At 39.0% G+C, this 17725-nt stretch carries 17 protein-coding genes; 10 read left to right on the top strand and 7 right to left on the bottom strand.

Translation table 11 applies throughout. From position 1 onward, the window contains the following. Positions 1–21 precede the first annotated feature (21 nt). A complete protein-coding gene (locus tag CWB62_RS03830) occupies positions 22–1392 on the top strand; it encodes a YjiH family protein (RefSeq protein WP_138530901.1) in 1371 nt (456 codons plus the stop codon). Between the two features lie 31 nt (positions 1393–1423). Here the strand turns inward: CWB62_RS03830 and CWB62_RS03825 are convergent, their stop codons facing one another. Further along, entirely contained in the window at positions 1424–1570 is a 147-nt protein-coding gene (locus CWB62_RS03825) for a DUF2897 family protein (RefSeq protein WP_138530903.1), read from the bottom strand. Between the two features lie 238 nt (positions 1571–1808). Next, the gene (locus CWB62_RS03820) at positions 1809–2339 is read right to left on the bottom strand and encodes an acyloxyacyl hydrolase (RefSeq protein WP_138530905.1); all 531 of its coding nucleotides are present in this window, start codon (positions 2337–2339) and stop codon (positions 1809–1811) included. 242 nt (positions 2340–2581) lie between these two features. Between CWB62_RS03820 and CWB62_RS03815 the strand changes: the two genes are divergently transcribed. Both CWB62_RS03815 and CWB62_RS03810 read left to right on the top strand, forming a co-directional pair. Beyond that, positions 2582–3175: an MlaC/ttg2D family ABC transporter substrate-binding protein gene (locus tag CWB62_RS03815; RefSeq protein WP_058552714.1), complete on the top strand. Its 594-nt coding sequence runs from the start codon at positions 2582–2584 to the stop codon at positions 3173–3175. Positions 3176–3397: 222 nt separating this feature from the next. Beyond that, a complete protein-coding gene (locus tag CWB62_RS03810) occupies positions 3398–4735 on the top strand; it encodes an ankyrin repeat domain-containing protein (RefSeq protein WP_058404149.1) in 1338 nt (445 codons plus the stop codon). A 67-nt stretch (positions 4736–4802) separates the two neighbouring features. Here CWB62_RS03810 and CWB62_RS03805 read toward each other — a convergent pair whose 3' ends face one another. Genes CWB62_RS03805 through CWB62_RS03785 form a run of 5 tightly spaced genes read right to left on the bottom strand, consistent with a single transcriptional unit; the run spans position 4803 to position 8321 of the window. Further along, the gene (locus CWB62_RS03805; RefSeq protein ID WP_058404150.1) at positions 4803–5246 is read right to left on the bottom strand and encodes a DUF2069 domain-containing protein; all 444 of its coding nucleotides are present in this window, start codon (positions 5244–5246) and stop codon (positions 4803–4805) included. Next, positions 5243–5797 (bottom strand): NAD(P)H:quinone oxidoreductase, encoded by a 555-nt coding sequence (gene wrbA, locus CWB62_RS03800; protein WP_058404151.1) that lies wholly within the window; start codon positions 5795–5797, stop codon positions 5243–5245. Before wrbA ends, CWB62_RS03805 begins: the two co-directional genes overlap by 4 nt. Continuing rightward, positions 5797–6144, bottom strand: a complete 348-nt coding sequence (gene arsC / locus CWB62_RS03795; protein ID WP_058404165.1) for an arsenate reductase (glutaredoxin) — start codon at positions 6142–6144, stop codon at positions 5797–5799. The genes wrbA and arsC overlap by 1 nt, the downstream gene beginning before the upstream one ends. Before the next feature lie 52 nt (positions 6145–6196). After that, positions 6197–7654: a beta-barrel assembly-enhancing protease gene (bepA, locus tag CWB62_RS03790; protein ID WP_058404152.1), complete on the bottom strand. Its 1458-nt coding sequence runs from the start codon at positions 7652–7654 to the stop codon at positions 6197–6199. A 1-nt stretch (position 7655) separates the two neighbouring features. Continuing rightward, a complete protein-coding gene (locus tag CWB62_RS03785) occupies positions 7656–8321 on the bottom strand; it encodes a hypothetical protein (RefSeq protein WP_138530907.1) in 666 nt (221 codons plus the stop codon). A 147-nt stretch (positions 8322–8468) separates the two neighbouring features. Between CWB62_RS03785 and CWB62_RS03780 the strand changes: the two genes are divergently transcribed. The 7 genes from CWB62_RS03780 to CWB62_RS03750 all read left to right on the top strand — a co-directional run bounded on the left by CWB62_RS03780 (position 8469) and on the right by CWB62_RS03750 (position 17647). Further along, a complete protein-coding gene (locus CWB62_RS03780; RefSeq protein ID WP_138530909.1) occupies positions 8469–8687 on the top strand; it encodes a sulfurtransferase TusA family protein in 219 nt (72 codons plus the stop codon). Further along, a complete protein-coding gene (locus CWB62_RS03775) occupies positions 8680–9759 on the top strand; it encodes an AI-2E family transporter (protein ID WP_058404155.1) in 1080 nt (359 codons plus the stop codon). Before CWB62_RS03780 ends, CWB62_RS03775 begins: the two co-directional genes overlap by 8 nt. Before the next feature lie 115 nt (positions 9760–9874). Next, on the top strand, positions 9875–12121 hold the full coding sequence (locus CWB62_RS03770) for an aminotransferase class V-fold PLP-dependent enzyme (RefSeq protein WP_138530912.1): 2247 nt from the start codon (positions 9875–9877) through the stop codon (positions 12119–12121). A 375-nt stretch (positions 12122–12496) separates the two neighbouring features. Next, positions 12497–14143 (top strand): glucose-6-phosphate isomerase, encoded by a 1647-nt coding sequence (gene pgi / locus CWB62_RS03765; protein ID WP_138530914.1) that lies wholly within the window; start codon positions 12497–12499, stop codon positions 14141–14143. 268 nt (positions 14144–14411) lie between these two features. Beyond that, positions 14412–15884: a glucose-6-phosphate dehydrogenase gene (zwf, locus tag CWB62_RS03760; RefSeq protein WP_138530916.1), complete on the top strand. Its 1473-nt coding sequence runs from the start codon at positions 14412–14414 to the stop codon at positions 15882–15884. A gap of 2 nt (positions 15885–15886) precedes the next feature. Continuing rightward, positions 15887–16597, top strand: coding sequence for a 6-phosphogluconolactonase (gene pgl, locus CWB62_RS03755; protein ID WP_058404159.1), 711 nt, complete (start codon positions 15887–15889; stop codon positions 16595–16597). Between the two features lie 345 nt (positions 16598–16942). Continuing rightward, complete coding sequence (locus CWB62_RS03750) at positions 16943–17647, top strand: SapC family protein (RefSeq protein WP_058404160.1); 705 nt, start codon at positions 16943–16945, stop codon at positions 17645–17647. Positions 17648–17725: the final 78 nt, after the last annotated feature.

Genomic DNA, 17725 nt, shown 5'->3' with positions numbered 1-17725 from the left:
TGGTTTTTATAGGTTAAAAATATGTCTCAATTATCAACTTCACCTCAGTACGATTGGCGTACTTGGTTTGCGTTCCTTGTGCCTTCGCTAATTGGTGTGTTTTTGTTTATGACGCCGGTGTCAAGCGGTGAAGCAATGACCATACCTATCGCAATGATGGCTAAAGCCATGCAAGTGTTTTTTGCAGATACAGCAAAGGCCATTATTACAATCATAATTTGTATAACGGGTGTATCTTCATTCATTATCAGTATTTTTAAGCCTCACTTTATTTGTAAAATACCACTGTTAAATCATTTATTTAACGTTAGTTGGATTTGGTTAGTTACGCGTTTATTTGGTACAGCATTTGTATTAATGACCTATTTAGGCGTGGGGCCGCATGCTATCACGTCCGAAAATACAGGGGCACTGGTATTAAACGACTTACTTCCTGTGTTGTTTTCGGTGTTTATACTGGCAGGGCTTTTGCTCCCTTTGTTACTTAACTTTGGTTTGCTTGAGTTGGTAGGCACGTTATTAACTAAAGTAATGCGTCCGTTATTTGGCGTGCCAGGGCGAAGTGCCGTTAACTGTGTGGCATCGTGGTTAGGTGATGGCAGTGTAGGAATATTAATGACTGCGCGCCAATACGAAGATAAATACTACACACAACGCGAAGCTGCTGTTATTGGTACTACATTTTCTGCTGTTTCAATTACGTTTTGTTTAGTGGTTATTGGCCAGGTAAAGCTTGAGTATTTATTTGCTCCGTTTTATTTAACGGTGTGTTTAGCAGGGATTACGGCTGCTATTATTGTGCCGCGCTTGCCACCGCTTAGGTTTAAAAAAGATTTGCTTATTGATGGCTCAGAGCCTGACGCAAACGCAGAGCTGGTGCCTGCAGGTAAAACATTAGTGGGTCACTCTTTAGATGTAGCGCTGGCCAAGGCAGATAAATCGCCGGGTGTAGTGGGGACATTAAAAGAAGGCGTACACAACGCACTTGATATGGTATTTGCTGTGTTACCCGTTGTTATGGCCGTGGGTACATTTGCATTAATTATTGCAGAATATACGCCTCTATTTCAATATTTGGGTATGCCGTTTATTCCATTTTTAGAGTTGTTGCAAGTACCTGAAGCTGAGGCTGCAGCACAAACAATCATGGTTGGTTTTGCCGATATGTTTATCCCTTCAATCCTTGCAGCTGGGACTATTGAGAGTGATGTAACACGCTTTATTATTGCTGCTATGAGTGTGACTCAGCTTATATACATGTCTGAAGTGGGCGCGTTGTTGTTAGGAAGCAAAATTCCAGTAAACATCGTTGAGCTGTTCGTTATATTTATTCTCAGAACGCTAATAACATTGCCGATTATTTCGTTAATGGCACATTGGCTAGTTGGTTAAGCTTATTATTTAAATTAAAAGCCCTGATTTATCAGGGCTTTTTTGTGTCTTGCTTGTTTTTTAAGTGCGTGTCTGATTTCTTAAATTCAATATTAGCACTGTGTTTTATTAGGGCAATATTACCTATCACAACGCCAAATACCATCACTATAATGAGTACTATTTGCCATGTTTGCATATTTATTTCTCATTTTTATTTTTTGGCTATTCTACTTTTTTAAACTGTAATTACCAGCAAAAACATCAGTTGAGTAGTTTACCTATTCGCTATAATATTTAATGACTTTGCGCGGCTAAACGTGTCGCTAACTGCGTTAAAAATTCTCTTTTAAAGTAACTATATAGCGACTCTTTTGTTTAGCTATCAACACATTTACCAACGGTTAAAATAGATCACTTAATTAAACGAATGGTTATTAAAAGCGCTTGGCAACCGATAAGGTCATAAAATCAAGTCCGGGGTTAGGTTTTTGAAAGCCCGCATTAGAGTAATGAATAATTCGTAAAGCAATGTGTGTATCGCCTAAGTCAGCAACGAGTCCAATACGATCTTCAAATTGATAATGGCTACTTAGGTTCTTACCACCAAATTGTGTTTCGTCAATGAGTGATACGCCAATGCCAGCTTCAACATAAAATGGGGTGTTATTAAAACTAAACGCTGGAAACTGCAATACAGGCGATACCGCTAATACTAAGTTGGATTGTGAGTGGTGGTTATGCGCAAATTCCCACAGGTTTACACTGGTTTCGATATAAAAACGGGCATCTCCAACTAAGTTTTGCATTTTTGGCATATGGTACTGATAGGCTAATTTTATGCCGTTTATATTGCCAGTGCCTTTAAGTACATCGACTGCATAGCCATGGTTTGATTGTGCTAATACTGTGTTATTAATAAAAAGTGAGGCGATTAATAAAATAATTATTTTAAAGGAGGTTTTCATAGCTGCTCGCTGATAGTTGGTTTATCGAAAAAACAGATGATGAGGGTGGGTAGGTTGTAAATTCAAGGCAAGCTAAAACAGGGATGTATACTGCGTGTTAACAGGTTTTATTAACTTATTGAAATTTAGTCACTTAATTTATTGGTGCTTTTTAGGCATTAATAAGTTGCTTATTTGTGCCTGTTTTATTGAGTATAAATGACGTAAATTAGCGTTATATTAATCACACAAACAAACATATTATGAAACTTATTAAACCATTTTTAATTGCTATCGCACTTTTAAGCACATCGCTTTATGCACAAGCTCAGCAATCACCAGATATACTTTTAGAGTCTGTTGCAGACACCCTTTTTGCCGATATAGGTAAGGTGAACAGCAAAGGTAATGCCAGTAAAAGTGAAATGTCGGGAATTGTTGAAAAACGTTTAATGCCACACATTGATATTAAGTTTGTGTCTTTTAAATTATTAGGTAAACATATTAAAGGCATTGAGCGCCAACAAGCGGTTGATTTTATTGACGCGGTTGAGCATTACTTAACTGGTACGTATGCCGGTGCATTAATGAAATACACCGGCCAAAAAGTGGTCTTTGAGCACAATAATGCACAAAGCGACTCAGAATATGCCACGGTTAATACGCAAATTATAGAACCTAACGCCCCCACGATTGATCTAAGTTTTAAGTTACGCCTAGGTAAAGACAACCAATGGAAAGTGTACGACATTGTGGCTGAAGGTATTTCGCTTTTAAGTGCTAAGCAAAAAGAGATCATCCAGCGCATTTCAGATGTAGGCATTGACCAAGTAATTAGTGAGTTAAAGAACAAATAATCAATCTTTTTGTGTGAAAAGATCAAGCCCAGCTCCAACCTAAAAAGCAGCCAAGTAATTAGTTACTTGGCTGCTTTTATATTTTTGATTATTCATCTACTTTGTTCTAGCGTGGCGATCTGGGTGTGCTAGAATATTGCCTCTTTGATTAAGCGTGGTGTCAGCTGAAAGCTGTTATAACCTGACCACTTACCTAAGCTACACTGGAGTTGTGTTGTTTTAATGGAAAATGTACTGATTTGGCCAAAGGAATATCCGTTACTTATTAAAGGCCTTGTAGAGCAAAACGGTGCCTTTATTTTAGATGCATTAGAAGCTTGGCCTGCTTGTCGTTCTACCAATGAAGACGATGGTGTGTGTACCACTGTTTTGCCCCCTATTTATTATTTGGCCTGGCTAACCCCGCTTGAGCCTTTTGAAGAGTGTTATTTCCAACATATTTGTGAATACGACGAAGATGCACAAGCGTATATTGGCGCAATGAAAACTCATTTTTACGATAATGAATATACCCCAGAAAGCTTAGTGCTTTTGTTGTGCCAACGTTTAGAAAAATACGCAAGTGTTGCTGCACAAAATGCCGTTGAAACACCGCTTTCATTATTAAGCTTATTTTTTAGCAAACGCTATTTTACACTGATTGAACATGCGTTAAATAATGGCAGTAAGCTTAGTGCTGTTGATGCGTTATCACTTTGGAAAGAAGTTGATTTTAGAGATCGCTTAAGTCACTTTATACCAGAGTCAATTGCTGATCTAGCCGTGTTAAGTGAACTTGCAAGTGACAAAGTAGCAATGGGTAAAGACTATTTTACTTTATTAAAACAAGTGTCGCCTGATGTTGATTCTGTAGTTTTACTTGAGCAAGCATTACTAACACATTTGCGCAAAAAAACGGCTAAGCAAACAATGGCTATGCGTTTTATTGAGCAAGGAGCAACAGGCACATTAGCTGATGAAAACGGTAAAACGGCATTTATGTGGGCGGCAGAGCGTGGTTTTGTAAACGTGGTGCAAACCTTATTACCTCAGCAAGATAAAAAAGCGTCAGATAGCTTGGGTAACACTGCATTGCATTATGCTGTGCTCTCTAAAAATGAATCGTTAATGGTGATGCTAATTAAAGCCGGGTTTGATTTTAGAGCGCGTAATAACGAGGGGTTAAGTTGTTATAGGTTGGCTGTGAGTATCAAAGCGCAAAATCTAGTTAAATGCCTAGAGCGTGACTTTGGTATTAAAGAGTTATCGCCAGATGGGCAGTTTGATCGCATTAAAAAAGTACATGTGTTACATGCTATTGTGACGTTATTATTGCCTTTGCAGTTATTTTTCTTCTTTGACGAAGCGCTGACCATAAAAAGTGAACTTACGCTTGGTTTAACTATGGTAACGGTGATTTGTTTTTTCTTTGCTATGAGCTTAAAGCGCTGCGCTTTGTATCCACATATAAAACACCCTTGGGGTTTATTTGTATTGAGGGGCTTTTCACTTTTGAGTTTATTAGCTCAGCTTGGTTTAGCGGGTATCGTGACCTTGGCCGCACTGAGTGAATTGGTGTAAGTAGTTTATACGCAATTAAGTAATGGTTGAAAGCGCGTTTACTAGAGAGTAAACGCGCTTTTTTATTTTATTTATTAAATTCGTTTGCGGCTTTTTCGTCGGCTAAATCTTCTTTCAATTTGCGAATTTTTAAGCCTAACTCTTGCCCGCGGTGTCTTGCATAATAAGTACATCCAATAAACATGAATGATGCAAATAATAACTCTAGCAACACCCAAATTAGCTCATTAGGTGCAACCCAAAGCATGGTTAAGCCATGAATAAAATAAAGCATAACAACAAAGTTTGCCCAAGCGTAGGTATATGTACTGTCTTTAATAATCCCTCTAAGTGGAAGCAATAGAGGAATAATAGGTACAAATAACGACATAATATCGAGCGGGCCTTCTTGAGGCGGAACAAAATACATCCACAATGGCATTAAAATAAGTAGGCCAACATAACCAATTAAAGCAGTACGCTGAAACTTTACGGTTATTGGCTTTTTTGCAGGATGGGTCACTGTGTTCATTGAAGTTTACTCGCAATTTTTGTCAGGCGAATGCCAACGCTTTGGCATATTTTAATTTCGTCTTTACTTAACTGAGCACTATTGTTACTACCAGCAACATGCGTAGCACCATACGGAGTACCGCCAGTTTGTGTGCCTAATAATTCAGGTACATCGTAGGGTACACCAAGTAACATCATTCCGTGGTGAAGTAAGGGTAATGATAAATTAAGCAGTGTGGCCTCATTACCCCCATGCATACTGCTTGACGATGAAAATACACACGCAGGCTTATCAATTAGTTGACCTTTTAGCCACAGTTCGCTGGTGGTTTCCCAAAATGCTTTTGCCTGAGACGCCATCATACCAAATCGTGTTGGTGTGCCAAAGGCCAGGCCATCACACTGTATAAGGTCATCTTTGGTAATAACAATGTCGTGCGGATTTTTAGCTACAAACGTTCTCAGTAGGGCTGTTGCCCCTTGTTGCTCTATTGATTCAGCTATTTCATGGGCCATCGCTTCAACTGAGCCATGGCTCGAGTGGTAAAGTACCACTATGTTTGTGCTCATTATAAAACGCTTAATACGTTTTCTGGTGGGCGACCAATAGCTGCTTTACCATTGTGCTCAACAATAGGGCGTTCAATTAATTTTGGATGCTCAACCATTGCGTTTATAAGCGTGGTTTCGTTTGTTTCATCTTTAAGATTGAGTGTTTTGTACTCGGTTTCTTTTGTGCGCATTAAGTCACGAGCAGAGCTAAAATCAAGTTGGTCTATCAGTGTGCTTATTTGATCATGAGTTAAAGGCGTTTTTAAGTACTCAACAACGGTGGGCTCTATTGACTTGCTTTGTAAAAGGGCAAGTGTTTCACGCGATTTAGAACAACGCGAATTATGATAGATAGTAACAGACATAAAAGTTTCCATAGTGTGAATTGCCTCTATTTTAGGGCAACAGCTTGCAGACTTAAAGCCTTGCAAGCTCTTTTTGTAAACGGCGATACTGGGTAAGTAATGCCTTTAATCGCTGCTGTTTTATTAGCTCTGTTGATTCTACGAAGTTAAGCGCTTTTTGGATTTCATCAGCGGCTTTCATGTAGGCACCGTATTGCGATAGCACGTCAGCGTTTGCCTCGTGATAGGCCGCCAATTTGTCTTGTTTTTTGTAGGCGTCAGCAAGTAGCTCCTTACCTAAGCTGTGCTCTGGTTTTTCTAATAAAAAACCTTTAAGCACGTTTTCGGCAAGTTCGTATTGCTTTGCCTCTAGTGCTGCATTTGCATAGTTGAGCGTAATTACTTGATTGTTAGGACGGTAATTATGAAGTTCAGCTAAAAATGAAACGGCGTCGTCTGCTTTTTTTTGCGCTATGAGTAAATCAGTTTGCGTATCAATATAAAATAAATTTTTAGGGTCGTTTTTTAATAGCTTACTTAAAATAGAGTCTGCTTCGTCAAGTTTTTCTTGGTCAAGTAAGCTTAACGCTAAACCATAATTAAGGGCTGTATTACTGTAGCTGTTTTCGCGAAGTAATTTTCTAAATAAGGCTTCAGCGTTTTCTGGTTTGTTGTCGTAACGCGCGAGTACTCGGCTTTTAGCAAGGTTAAATTCAAGGCTTGCAGGTAGGCGGCGCATTGGATACTGCTCTGCACGAAGGCGCACGTCAGACACTCGGCTTTCTGGAAGAGGGTGAGTGAGTAAGAATGCAGGTGGCTTATACTTATAACGAATTTGTGCAGCCAGCTTAGTTAAGAAGTCGCTAGATGCACGTGCATCAAATCCTGCATTGTTAAGTGTTTGCATGCCAATTCGATCAGCTTCTTGTTCAGCAGAACGGCTGTGCGTTAATTGGCTAAAAGCAGATTGTGTTTGGCTTGCTGAAATAATGGCAATACCAGCATCTGGGGCAACAATAGTCGCTAAAATGCCGGCTATCATCCCCGCTATGGTCATTGCACTGTTATCTTGCTGTTGCTGGATCCTACGTGCTAAATGGCGCTGAGTAACATGGGCGATTTCGTGACCAAGTACAGATGCAAACTGACTTTCGCTATCGGCTTGTGCAATTAGCCCTGTGTGAACGCCTACATGTCCGCCGTAAAAGGCAAATGCGTTAATATCTGAGTTATTGATCCAAAAAAATGAAAACGGAAAACGAACATCGTTCGCGTTTGCAACGAGCTTTCTGCCAATGGTGGTTAGGTATTCATCTAATACGGGGTCGTTAATAATTGGTGAGCCGCCGCGAATTTGCATCATCATCACTTCCCCAATCGCTTGTTCTTTTTCGAGGGGGAGTACCTGTAATGCAGAAGTTCCTAAATCAGGAAGATTAAAATTAGTTTGCGCCTTTAATGGCTCACTTACTAAAAGGCTAAATGTAAGGACGGCACTGCATAAAGAGATAAAGGCTGATTTTAGCTGCATCTTATTCCTTGTTTATTGGCTCGCCAATGGCAATTTTGGCTATGTCTATTTCGTCACTGCTTGCACGGCTGTCTTTTTCGCACAATTGGTAGAGTTCTTTTATTGAGACTCCATCAACCTTTATTACGTTCAACTCTCGCTGTAAAAAAGTAATAATTTTATGAACAACTTTGTGTGAGTGCAAAATAAGGGCTTTATCGGCTTTATCACCGCGTTCAAAGTAAAAACCAATAAACTTATGTAATTGATTTAACCTTAATAGTACTTTCATTGAATGCGGATCCCACACTCTAAATTCCATAAAGCGGTTATCTTTTATGTATTGGTCAACAACAATATCTTTTGCGTAGGGCAGTGCCCACAGCTCAAAGCCTCGGTCTGTAAATACCTGATGTAACGCAATTCGCGGTTTATGCTTGGTGTGGATCTCACCTAAGTCGTCCTCAAAGCCGTCGAGTATGTCTAGATTCCAGTTACGTCTGTCTATAAGTTGTTTTACGGCGTTATCAAATCCATGCTCTAAAACACCTTCAGACTCGCTAACCGAAGAGGCAACTAAATGATAAAAAGGAGGAAGCTCCCCCCAATTTATTTGTTTTTTAAACCAATTAATCTCTTTGAGTGTTGGATTACTTGGTAGATGCGCTTTATTATGCGTGCGAGACATTAACCTGTCCTTACTGCTAACTATGTATTACAGAATAAACCATTGCAGGCTTTGTTTTAAGAAAAAGTTACATTTGTTGATGTTTTTAGACTATTAACACACAGCAATGCGACTTATTATTCATTTTAATAAATCGGTAAAGCGAGTATGTTACACCAAGATTTACGAAGTTATAGATGTCCTCAACAGTTTGTTCAGTTTAAATTAGGGCTACATGAAGCATTATCTACACAGCAAACCATCACTTTTAGTGTAAATAGTGATGAGAGCATGGATGATATTGAGCGATATTTAAAAAAATATGCTTACAGTTACAACTTAGATAAACAACAAGGTTTATTATTAGTGGAGCCATTACGTGTTTGAATATATAAAAACATGGTACGAAAGAAAATTTTCTGATCCTCATTCGGTCACCTTATTATTTTTACTACTCGTTTCTGTTGCCTTACTTTACTTTTTTGGCTCGTTAATTGTGCCGGTTTTAGTGGCATTAGTTATTGCTTATTTACTTGATTGGCCCGTTGTTCACCTAGAGCGTCTTGGTTTACGCCGTTTTACTGCTACGGTGATCGTAATGCTTATATTTACAGGTATTATGCTCACTTTAATTTTAGTGATTGGTCCTGTTCTTTGGAAACAAACCAGCAATTTAGTGCAAGAAACCCCTCATATGTTAGAGCAAGGCAAGTCATATTTGATTGCCTTACCAGAGCAATACCCAAGTTTAATTAATGCCGACCAAGTACAAGGGATTGTTGCTACAGTGGAGGCTAAAGTTATTGAGTTTGGCCAAGTGGTTTTATCGTTTTCGTTAACGTCGTTAAAAGATGTTGTAGCGTGGCTAATTTACCTAGTGCTTGTGCCGTTGCTGGTGTTTTTTATGCTTAAAGACAAGCTGGAATTAACGGGCAGTGTGGCTAAATTAATTCCGCAACAGCGTCGTTTAATATTGCAAGTATGGAACGAAATGAACCAGCAAATTATGAATTACATTCGCGGTAAAGTGTTTGAAATTTTAATTGTAGGCGGTGTTTCGTTCATTGCGTTTACTTTTTTAGACTTACGCTACGCGGCCTTGTTAGGCGTTTTGGTTGGGTTTTCTGTGTTAATTCCGTTCGTTGGTGCTGCGCTTGTGACTATTCCGGTTGCTGCCGTGGCGTTATTCCAGTTTGGATTAGAAACCCAGTTTTGGACGGTTTTAGTTATTTATGGAATTATTCAGGCTCTCGATGGAAATGTGTTAGTTCCCTTATTGTTTTCAGAAGCCGTTGACTTGAACCCGGTATTTATCATTGTGGCTGTGCTATTTTTTGGTGGCTTGTGGGGCTTTTGGGGCGTGTTTTTTGCTATTCCTTTGGCCTCGTTGGTTAAAGCATTGATTACAGCGTGGTCTTCAACGCAAGAAGAGCTAAATAATAAACTGACAGAAGGTTAGTTCAAAAAGGCATAGAAAACGCACCGTCAGTACTAATTGATTATTACTCAATACGTCTAAAGTTATGTAATATTGGTAATAAGATATATCTTTTAGTAATAAGGTGCGTTTTTAGATGTCTGACTCTTTATTAAACTCAGAGCAAGTTTACCTTGATGCAAACGCAACAACGCCTGTGTTGCCATGCATAGCCGATGTGGTTTCTCATACAATGCAAATTTGTTTTGGTAACCCTTCAAGCCCTCATATTACGGGTATTCAGGCCAAGCATTTATTAGAACAAACCCGCGAAAACGCACGTACTGTGATTGGGGCAATAGAGGGAGATATTTTATTTACCTCTGGCGCGACCGAAGGCATTCAGACCGCTGTTGTATCTACGCTTATTAACGCTAAAAATCATAATATTGCTAAACCCGTATTACTTTACGGTGCCACTGAACACAAAGCGGTTCCTAACACATTAAAGCATTGGAATAGTGTATTGGGCATTCATGCTCAAGTTTTGGCTATTCCGGTGGATAATAATGGCATTTTAGACTTAGCGTTTATCGCTGAACATATACCTAATGCGCTAATGATATGCACCATGGCGGTTAATAACGAAACGGGAGTTTATCAAGATTTAGATGCCATTGAACATACTATTCGTTTTCGTAATACGAAAGTGTCTTGGATGGTAGATTGTGTGCAAGCGCTGGGGAAAAAACAACTCGACCTGAGCGCCACCACAATAGATTACGCGCCTTTTTCAGGCCATAAACTTTATGCCCCTAAAGGTATTGGTTTTTTATATATTCGTGCTGGCAGTGCCTATACCCCTTTTATAGCGGGTGGAGGGCAAGAAAGCGGAATGCGCTCTGGCACCGAAAACTTACCTGGTATTGCGGGTTTAAATAAATTGTTTAGTTTATTGCTAGATAAGTCAGACACCACATTTAAATCAATCGATGTGCTTAGTAATTACCGGGCTCAAATAAAAAACGCTATTGAAGAAACATTTGATGAAGTAACCTTTAATCATAGCTTTGAACACTCGGTACCAACAACATTAAACTTTGCTGTAAATGAGTTAACAAGCAAAGAAGTAATTGATTTATTTGATGCCGCTGGTATTCGTGTCAGTGGAGGCTCTGCATGCAGCACGGGCTCTTCAACGAGTTTTGTGCTTGATGCGATGGGAGTTAACCAATGGCAGAGTGAAAATGCAATTAGGCTATCATTCGGTCCCGCTGCCACTGCCGCTGAAATAGCAAATGCGTGTGAATCTATACGTGCATTAAAAGCCATTTTGCAGGCTAACTGTTTAATCGTATCTGATAGCGCAACACCTTACCAAGATGTTTGCGCGCTTGGTTTAACGCAGTTTAGGCACCAAGGAGCCTGTTGTTGGTTATATGTAAGTGAGAATAAACAGGCAATTATTATAGATCCTATTGTAGAGCTCATACCGCGTTTAGAAAAAATAGCCAATACACAAAACCTCACTATTAAGGCAGTGCTGAATACGCATGCTCACCAAGAGCGCCATTGCGGTGTTACTTTATTACGCAGTGTATTAGGGAGTCGATGCGATGACATTGAAATAGATAAACTGGGGTGGCCAATACATGCAGCGTATATTGACCTCAATAACCAACGATTAGAAAAAATAGCCACACCAGGGCACAGTGAAGATAGCGTAAGTTATGTTCTAAAAAATGAAGATAATCACATCAATTATTGCTTTTGTGGTGACCTAATATTACCCGCAGGCTTGGGGAACACGTCTCTAGCTGGTGGCAATGCAAAGGCCATGGCTCATTCTATTCTAGCGCTTGCTGAGCAGCTAGATGAAACAAGTGTGATTTGTTCAGGACATGATTATTTACAATGTTTTGCGATGAACTGGGAGGCAGAGCAACAACAAACACCTTTATTAAACGGATTAATAAACGGCCAAATGAGTATTGATGACTTTGTTATTAAAAAACAGCTTGATGATCAGGCTAAAGAAAAATCGAGGTCACAATTGTGTGGTTATGTCACCGCGTTGCCCGAATCATCTATTCAGCAATTAAATTTTGATAGTGCAAAGGCAATGCTTACTAAAAACGATGCGTATTTGATTGATACCAGAGAGCCATACGAGCATGGTGCCAATAATGTATCGCAATTGTTTTGCACCAAAAAAATAAAAACACTTAATATACCGCTTAGTAGAATGGCTAATGCATTGATGGAAGGTCAGCTTAGTAAGAGCGGTAAATATATATTGTTGTGTCGTAGCGGTAACCGATCAAAGCTTGCGGCTGCTAACCTAACACAACTAGGGTATCAAACAGTGTATAACTTAGAGGGTGGTTTGGCATTGAGCCTCTAATTATACGACACTAATAGGATTCAAATTAAATCGGCTCTGGTAGCCGATTTTTTATTTATTCACATAAATGTCATAACTATTAAAAAAGTACTGAACGTTTAGTAAAATTCACGAACATAGCAACTTAATCGATTAAGCTTTGTAGGTGCCTTTGAAATTGCGGGTAAAATAATTTGCAAAATATTTATGATACCGGTGTCAAAAGACAAAAATTGCGTTATCATCTGCGTATAAAATAGTAAAAGCAGCGCTTTTTTTACGTTTTTAACTATACTATCAGCGTTTTATTTTAGTGTGTTTAGCGCGTATTAAAGACTTTTACATTATAAAAAGAAACTATAAATCAACCGGTTAAAATTTTTAGAGGATATTTAAATGTCGAACCGAACGCAATTAGCAAGTTGGCAAGCCCTTGAACAAAGTGCTGCTAAGATGAAACAAACACATCTTAAAACGTTATTTGCACAAGACGGTACCCGCTTTTCTAAGTTTTCAACTCAGATCCCAGGTGTATTATTCGACTACTCTAAACAATTAATTGATAACGATGTTTTTGCTAATTTAGTGTCGCTTGCTAAAGAGTGCGATATTGCCTCTTGGCGAGATAAAATGTTTAGCGGTGAAAAAATCAACATCACCGAAGAACGCTCTGTACTACATACAGCATTACGTAATTGTGCACATACTCCATTAATTGTTGATGGAGAAAATGTAACACAAGCGGTTGATAATGAACTTGCCAAAATTAAAGTATTTGTTGAAAAAGTGCGAAGCGGCCAATGGCTTGGTTATACGGGCAAAGCGGTGAAAGACGTTGTTAGCATTGGAGTAGGCGGGTCGAACCTAGGTCCTCAAATGGCAACTGAGGCGTTAAAAGCACTCGCAGACAACACGTTAAATGTGCACTACGTGTCAAATGCCGATGGTGTACAAATTGCTTCGGTACTTAAAAATATTGATCCCGAAACAACATTATTTGTTATCTCGTCAAAAACATTTACTACATCAGAAACCATGACGAACGCTAAAACAGCGGTAGATTGGTTTTTAAAAACAACAAAAGATGAAAGCACAATTGCTAAACATTTTGTTGCAGTAAGTACAAATTTAGAAAAAACAGCTGCCTTTGGTATTGCTGATGAAAACGTATTCACTATGTGGGATTGGGTAGGTGGTCGCTTTTCATTATGGAGTGCGATAGGCTTACCAATTGCGCTGTATTTAGGTTATGACGCATTTGAAGAAATACTAACAGGTGCTTTTGAAGTTGATGAACACTTTAAAAATGCGCCGCTTGAGCAGAATATTCCTTTAATAATGGCTTTGTTAAGTGTTTGGAATACCAGCTTTTTAGGGTACACGTCGCAAGCAATTTTACCTTACGACCAATCTCTTCACATGTTACCCGCGTATTTACAACAAGGTGAAATGGAAAGTAACGGTAAGCATGTTAACTTTGCAGGCAAAGTAGTACCGTACACCACGGTACCAATCATTTGGGGTATGACTGGTATTAACGGTCAGCACGCGTTTTATCAATGCCTGCACCAAGGCAACGTGATTGTGCCAGCAGATTTTATTGCCTCTGTTAAACCACAAATTAATGTTGATAAGCATCATGACATTTTATTATCAAACTTTTTTGCTCAAACAGAAGCAATGATGAGTGGCGTTGATGCAGAACAGGTTACAGCCGACTTAACAGCTAAAGGCAAATCGCAGGCGCAGATTGATGAACTACTAAATCACAAAATTCATCAAGGAAACCGTCCAACAACATCAATGTTGCTAGACACTGTTGATGCTAAAACGGTAGGGCGTTTAATTGCGTTATACGAACACAAAATCTTTTGCCAAGGCATAATTTTAGACATTTGTTCATTTGATCAATGGGGTGTTGAGCTGGGTAAAGGCTTGGCATCTAAAATTGAAAGTGAGCTGACAGATGATAGTGTAAATCACGATCACGATAGCTCTACAAGTGGACTGATGGCGTACTATAAGCAACACCGTACGCAGTAACAATTTAACCTACTTAAAAGTAGGTAAACCGAGTACCTTTGAACGGGTAGCGCTGGAGTGCTTAGGGTCTGTATTTTTGTGAGAGGAGATACAGAATCCTAAGGCTCATTTAATAAAGCGTAGATGATAAAAAAATAATAATACATCATCAATTAAGAACAATTCAGCAGGCTTTTTAACACATTATAAAAGCTATCATAATCCAAGTTATAAACAGACATACCCGCGAACTTATTTAGGACGGGGTATCACAACGTAGAGAGTAGCTATGCTTAATCCTTTTGATATCATAATTTTTGGGGGCGGTGGTGATCTTGCGTTACGCAAATTACTACCTGCAATGTACAGAGCATATCAAGAAGGGAACCTACCTGAAGGCTCACGCATCCTGCCAACAGTTCGTGAAGAAAGCAAACGTGCCGAATACATTGAAACAGCGCACAAAGCACTGCAAGAGTTTTTAAGTAAAGGTGAATTTAACGCCAAAGATTGGAAAGCATTTTCTACTTACTTAGTGCCAGTGGTGAGTAATGTTACTGAAGCTGACGATAACTGGGATGTACTTAAAGAGATCTTAGATGAGCACGATAGCACTAAATCTCGCGTGTTTTACTTATCTTTACCACCAGCCGTTTATGGCAAGTGTTGTGAAATTCTTTCTACAAAAGATTTGATTACGCCAACATCGCGTGTAGTAGTAGAAAAACCAATCGGTTACTGTGGTGAATCTGCAGAAGCAATAAACGCTAAAATTGCTGAATTTTTTGAAGAAGACCAAATTTTCCGTATAGACCATTACTTAGGTAAAGAAACAGTACAAAACCTAATGGCACTGCGTTTTTCAAATTCATTATTTGAAAACATGTGGGATGCTAAATCGATTGATAATATTCAGATTAGTCTTTCTGAAACCGTAGGACTTGAGAGCAGAGCAGGGTTTTACGACAAAGCCGGTGCACTTCGTGACATGGTTCAAAATCACTTGCTACAGCTTTTATGCCTTGTTGCAATGGAAGCGCCTAATAAGCTTAACGCTAATAGCATTCGTAATGAAAAACTAAAGGTGCTAGAAGCACTTCGACCACTTATTGACTCTGACGTTGATAGTAATATTGTGCGTGGTCAATATGTACCAGGGGATTTAAACGGTAAGATTGTCCCTGGTTACTTGGAAGAGTTAAACGAGGGCGCTAGTAAAACAGAGACCTTTGTTGCTATACGTGCACACATAGATAATTGGCGTTGGGCTGGCGTACCATTTTACCTTCGTACAGGTAAACGTATGGCAAAACGCTGTGCTGAAATTGTGGTTGAGTACAAAAAAGTATCGCACAATATTTATGAAGAAAATGTTGGCAACATAGAACCAAACCGCTTAGTTATTCGCCTTCAGCCAGAAGAAACTATTCAGCTAACGCTTATGTCAAAGCGCTTAGATAACCTTGAAATGCAATTAGAGCCGGTAACTATGAACATTGAGTTATCACAAGCTTACAGCAATGGTTTTCATTCTGATGCATACAAACGTCTAATGCTTGATGCCGCTGCGAATAACCCATCGTTGTTTATTCATCGTGATGAAGTTCGCCAAGCATGGAAATGGATTGATCCGATTGTTGAGCGTTGGCAAGAAAAAGGCAAGCCTGCACTTTACCGTGCTGGTACGTGGGGTCCAGATGATGCCGATGAGTTATTAGCAGAGAACAACCACCTGTGGTTTAACACAGGTGATAAGGCATAATTATGGCTACATTAGTTGAAAAATTTTTTGATGATAAAGATGCACTAACAAAAGAGTTATCGGCAACTTTAGAGCAATCATTATTAGATGGCATTAAAGACGATGGTCGCGCTGTACTGATGGTATCAGGTGGTTCATCACCTGCTGCAGCATATAAGCATTTATCAACCCTTGATTTAGATTGGCAGAACGTTGATGTAGCTATGGTTGATGAACGCTGGGTTGAGCCAAATCACGAAAAAAGTAATGAAGCATTTATTAAAAGTACGTTGTTGCAAAACTTTGGTAATGCAGCCAACTTTATAACAATGAAAAACGACGCTTCTACTGCACAACAAGGTGCTGAAAAGTGTGAAGCCGCATACAGTGCGCTGAAAACGCCTTACGATGTGACTATTTTAGGTATGGGGTCAGACGGTCACACTGCGTCTTTATTCCCACATGCAGATGGGTTAGAGCATGGTTTAACAACCACTCAAACGGTTTGTGCGATTAACGCAATTCAAAGTGACGTAACAGGTAGTATTACCGAGCGAATGACGCTTACTCTAAATGCAATAGCCAACTCTAAAGTGGTTAAACTACTTATCAGCGGCGATGAAAAGCTTGCTGTGTACAAGCAGGCTAAAGCCGGTGGTGATGTTAACGATATGCCACTGCGTGCAGTACTTAATCATCCGAGCATCAATATCGAAGTTTATTGGGCTCCATAATTTAAGTAAATTTGCATTGCTTACCCCATTTTATAAAGGCAGCTAAATTAGCTGCCTTTTTGTTTGCCTAAATATTCTTCACTATGAGCGTGGTTGTAGACAGAAGTCTGTTAACTTTTGTAAATAAGCCACCTCCCTTTGTATGCTAAATAACCGTGTAACGCTTTATTTTTAAGCATGTTTTAAAATTATTACTTGTATGTTTTTTGACAACATGCAGATTTATTTAAATTTTATTTTTAGATGGCTTGTGTCATAAAACTTTCCCTTCCTTTTTTACCTCAAAAGCATTAGCCTTAAGGCATTAACAATGAAACTTATAAATTTAAAAAACGGAGCAGTAACATGGCGGAGCAACAAGTACAGCCTTTACACAACGAAAAACATGCCAACATTAAAATTCAAAACGGCATCAATGTAGATTTCATGAAAACTCAACATTTAGTGCCTGTAGTTGCACATGAGTTTGCACGCGTAGCAAATGAGTTTCCTATGTCGTTTGTTAAAAATAACGAAGCAGGTACTTTCCAAGCAGTTGCAATGTTTGGTTTAGAGCCAGGCGAGAACTTATTTGTTGAAGGCGATAAGTGGACAGCTTCTTTTGCACCAATGGCCTCTACACGTTACCCACTTGGTTTAGTTAAACACCCAGATCAAGACCAATTTGGTATTGTTATTGATGAAGCAAGCCCGCTTGTAAGTGAAACTGATGGCAATGCATTATTTGAAAACGGTGAAGAAACAGATTACTTAAAGCGTCGTAAAGAGTCGCTAGTGTCTTTCATTGAGTTTTCTCAGGTAACCGATGCATTCACTAAATTTCTTGCTGATAAAGAGCTACTAATTGCTCAAACGTTAACAGTAGACATTAAAGGTGAGAAAAAAGACATCAACGGTATCTACCTTATCGACGAGAAAAAACTAAATGAGCTAAGCGATGAAGACTTCTTAGAACTTCGTAAGCGCGGTTATTTAGCACCAATTTATTCTTTCTTAACGTCTACTCACCAAGTAGCACGTTTAGCGCGTTTAAAAGCTAAACAAGCTTAATTTTAAACACGTTAATAATAAAAAGCGCCTTAAGGCGCTTTTTTTATGTCTTTAAACTTACTTTAGTTGAAATTTGCT

The sequence above is a fragment of the Pseudoalteromonas sp. S408 genome (assembly GCF_005886645.1).
Lineage (GTDB): Bacteria > Pseudomonadota > Gammaproteobacteria > Enterobacterales > Alteromonadaceae > Pseudoalteromonas.
The sequence above is the reverse complement of the archived record's forward strand: the minus strand, read 5'-3'. Positions and strand labels throughout refer to the sequence as shown.

Bases quoted from the DNA above. Each gene is read 5' to 3' on its own strand.
- CWB62_RS03830 (WP_138530901.1), top strand. From the start codon at position 22: ATGTCTCAATTATCAACTTCACCTCAGTACGATTGGCGTACTTGGTTT.
- CWB62_RS03825 (WP_138530903.1), bottom strand. From the start codon at position 1,570: ATGCAAACATGGCAAATAGTACTCATTATAGTGATGGTATTTGGCGTT.
- CWB62_RS03820 (WP_138530905.1), bottom strand. From the start codon at position 2,339: ATGAAAACCTCCTTTAAAATAATTATTTTATTAATCGCCTCACTTTTT.
- CWB62_RS03815 (WP_058552714.1), top strand. From the start codon at position 2,582: ATGAAACTTATTAAACCATTTTTAATTGCTATCGCACTTTTAAGCACA.
- CWB62_RS03810 (WP_058404149.1), top strand. From the start codon at position 3,398: ATGGAAAATGTACTGATTTGGCCAAAGGAATATCCGTTACTTATTAAA.
- CWB62_RS03805 (WP_058404150.1), bottom strand. From the start codon at position 5,246: ATGAACACAGTGACCCATCCTGCAAAAAAGCCAATAACCGTAAAGTTT.
- wrbA (WP_058404151.1), bottom strand. From the start codon at position 5,797: ATGAGCACAAACATAGTGGTACTTTACCACTCGAGCCATGGCTCAGTT.
- arsC (WP_058404165.1), bottom strand. From the start codon at position 6,144: ATGTCTGTTACTATCTATCATAATTCGCGTTGTTCTAAATCGCGTGAA.
- bepA (WP_058404152.1), bottom strand. From the start codon at position 7,654: ATGCAGCTAAAATCAGCCTTTATCTCTTTATGCAGTGCCGTCCTTACA.
- CWB62_RS03785 (WP_138530907.1), bottom strand. From the start codon at position 8,321: ATGTCTCGCACGCATAATAAAGCGCATCTACCAAGTAATCCAACACTC.
- CWB62_RS03780 (WP_138530909.1), top strand. From the start codon at position 8,469: ATGTTACACCAAGATTTACGAAGTTATAGATGTCCTCAACAGTTTGTT.
- CWB62_RS03770 (WP_138530912.1), top strand. From the start codon at position 9,875: ATGTCTGACTCTTTATTAAACTCAGAGCAAGTTTACCTTGATGCAAAC.
- pgi (WP_138530914.1), top strand. From the start codon at position 12,497: ATGTCGAACCGAACGCAATTAGCAAGTTGGCAAGCCCTTGAACAAAGT.
- zwf (WP_138530916.1), top strand. From the start codon at position 14,412: ATGCTTAATCCTTTTGATATCATAATTTTTGGGGGCGGTGGTGATCTT.
- pgl (WP_058404159.1), top strand. From the start codon at position 15,887: ATGGCTACATTAGTTGAAAAATTTTTTGATGATAAAGATGCACTAACA.
- CWB62_RS03750 (WP_058404160.1), top strand. From the start codon at position 16,943: ATGGCGGAGCAACAAGTACAGCCTTTACACAACGAAAAACATGCCAAC.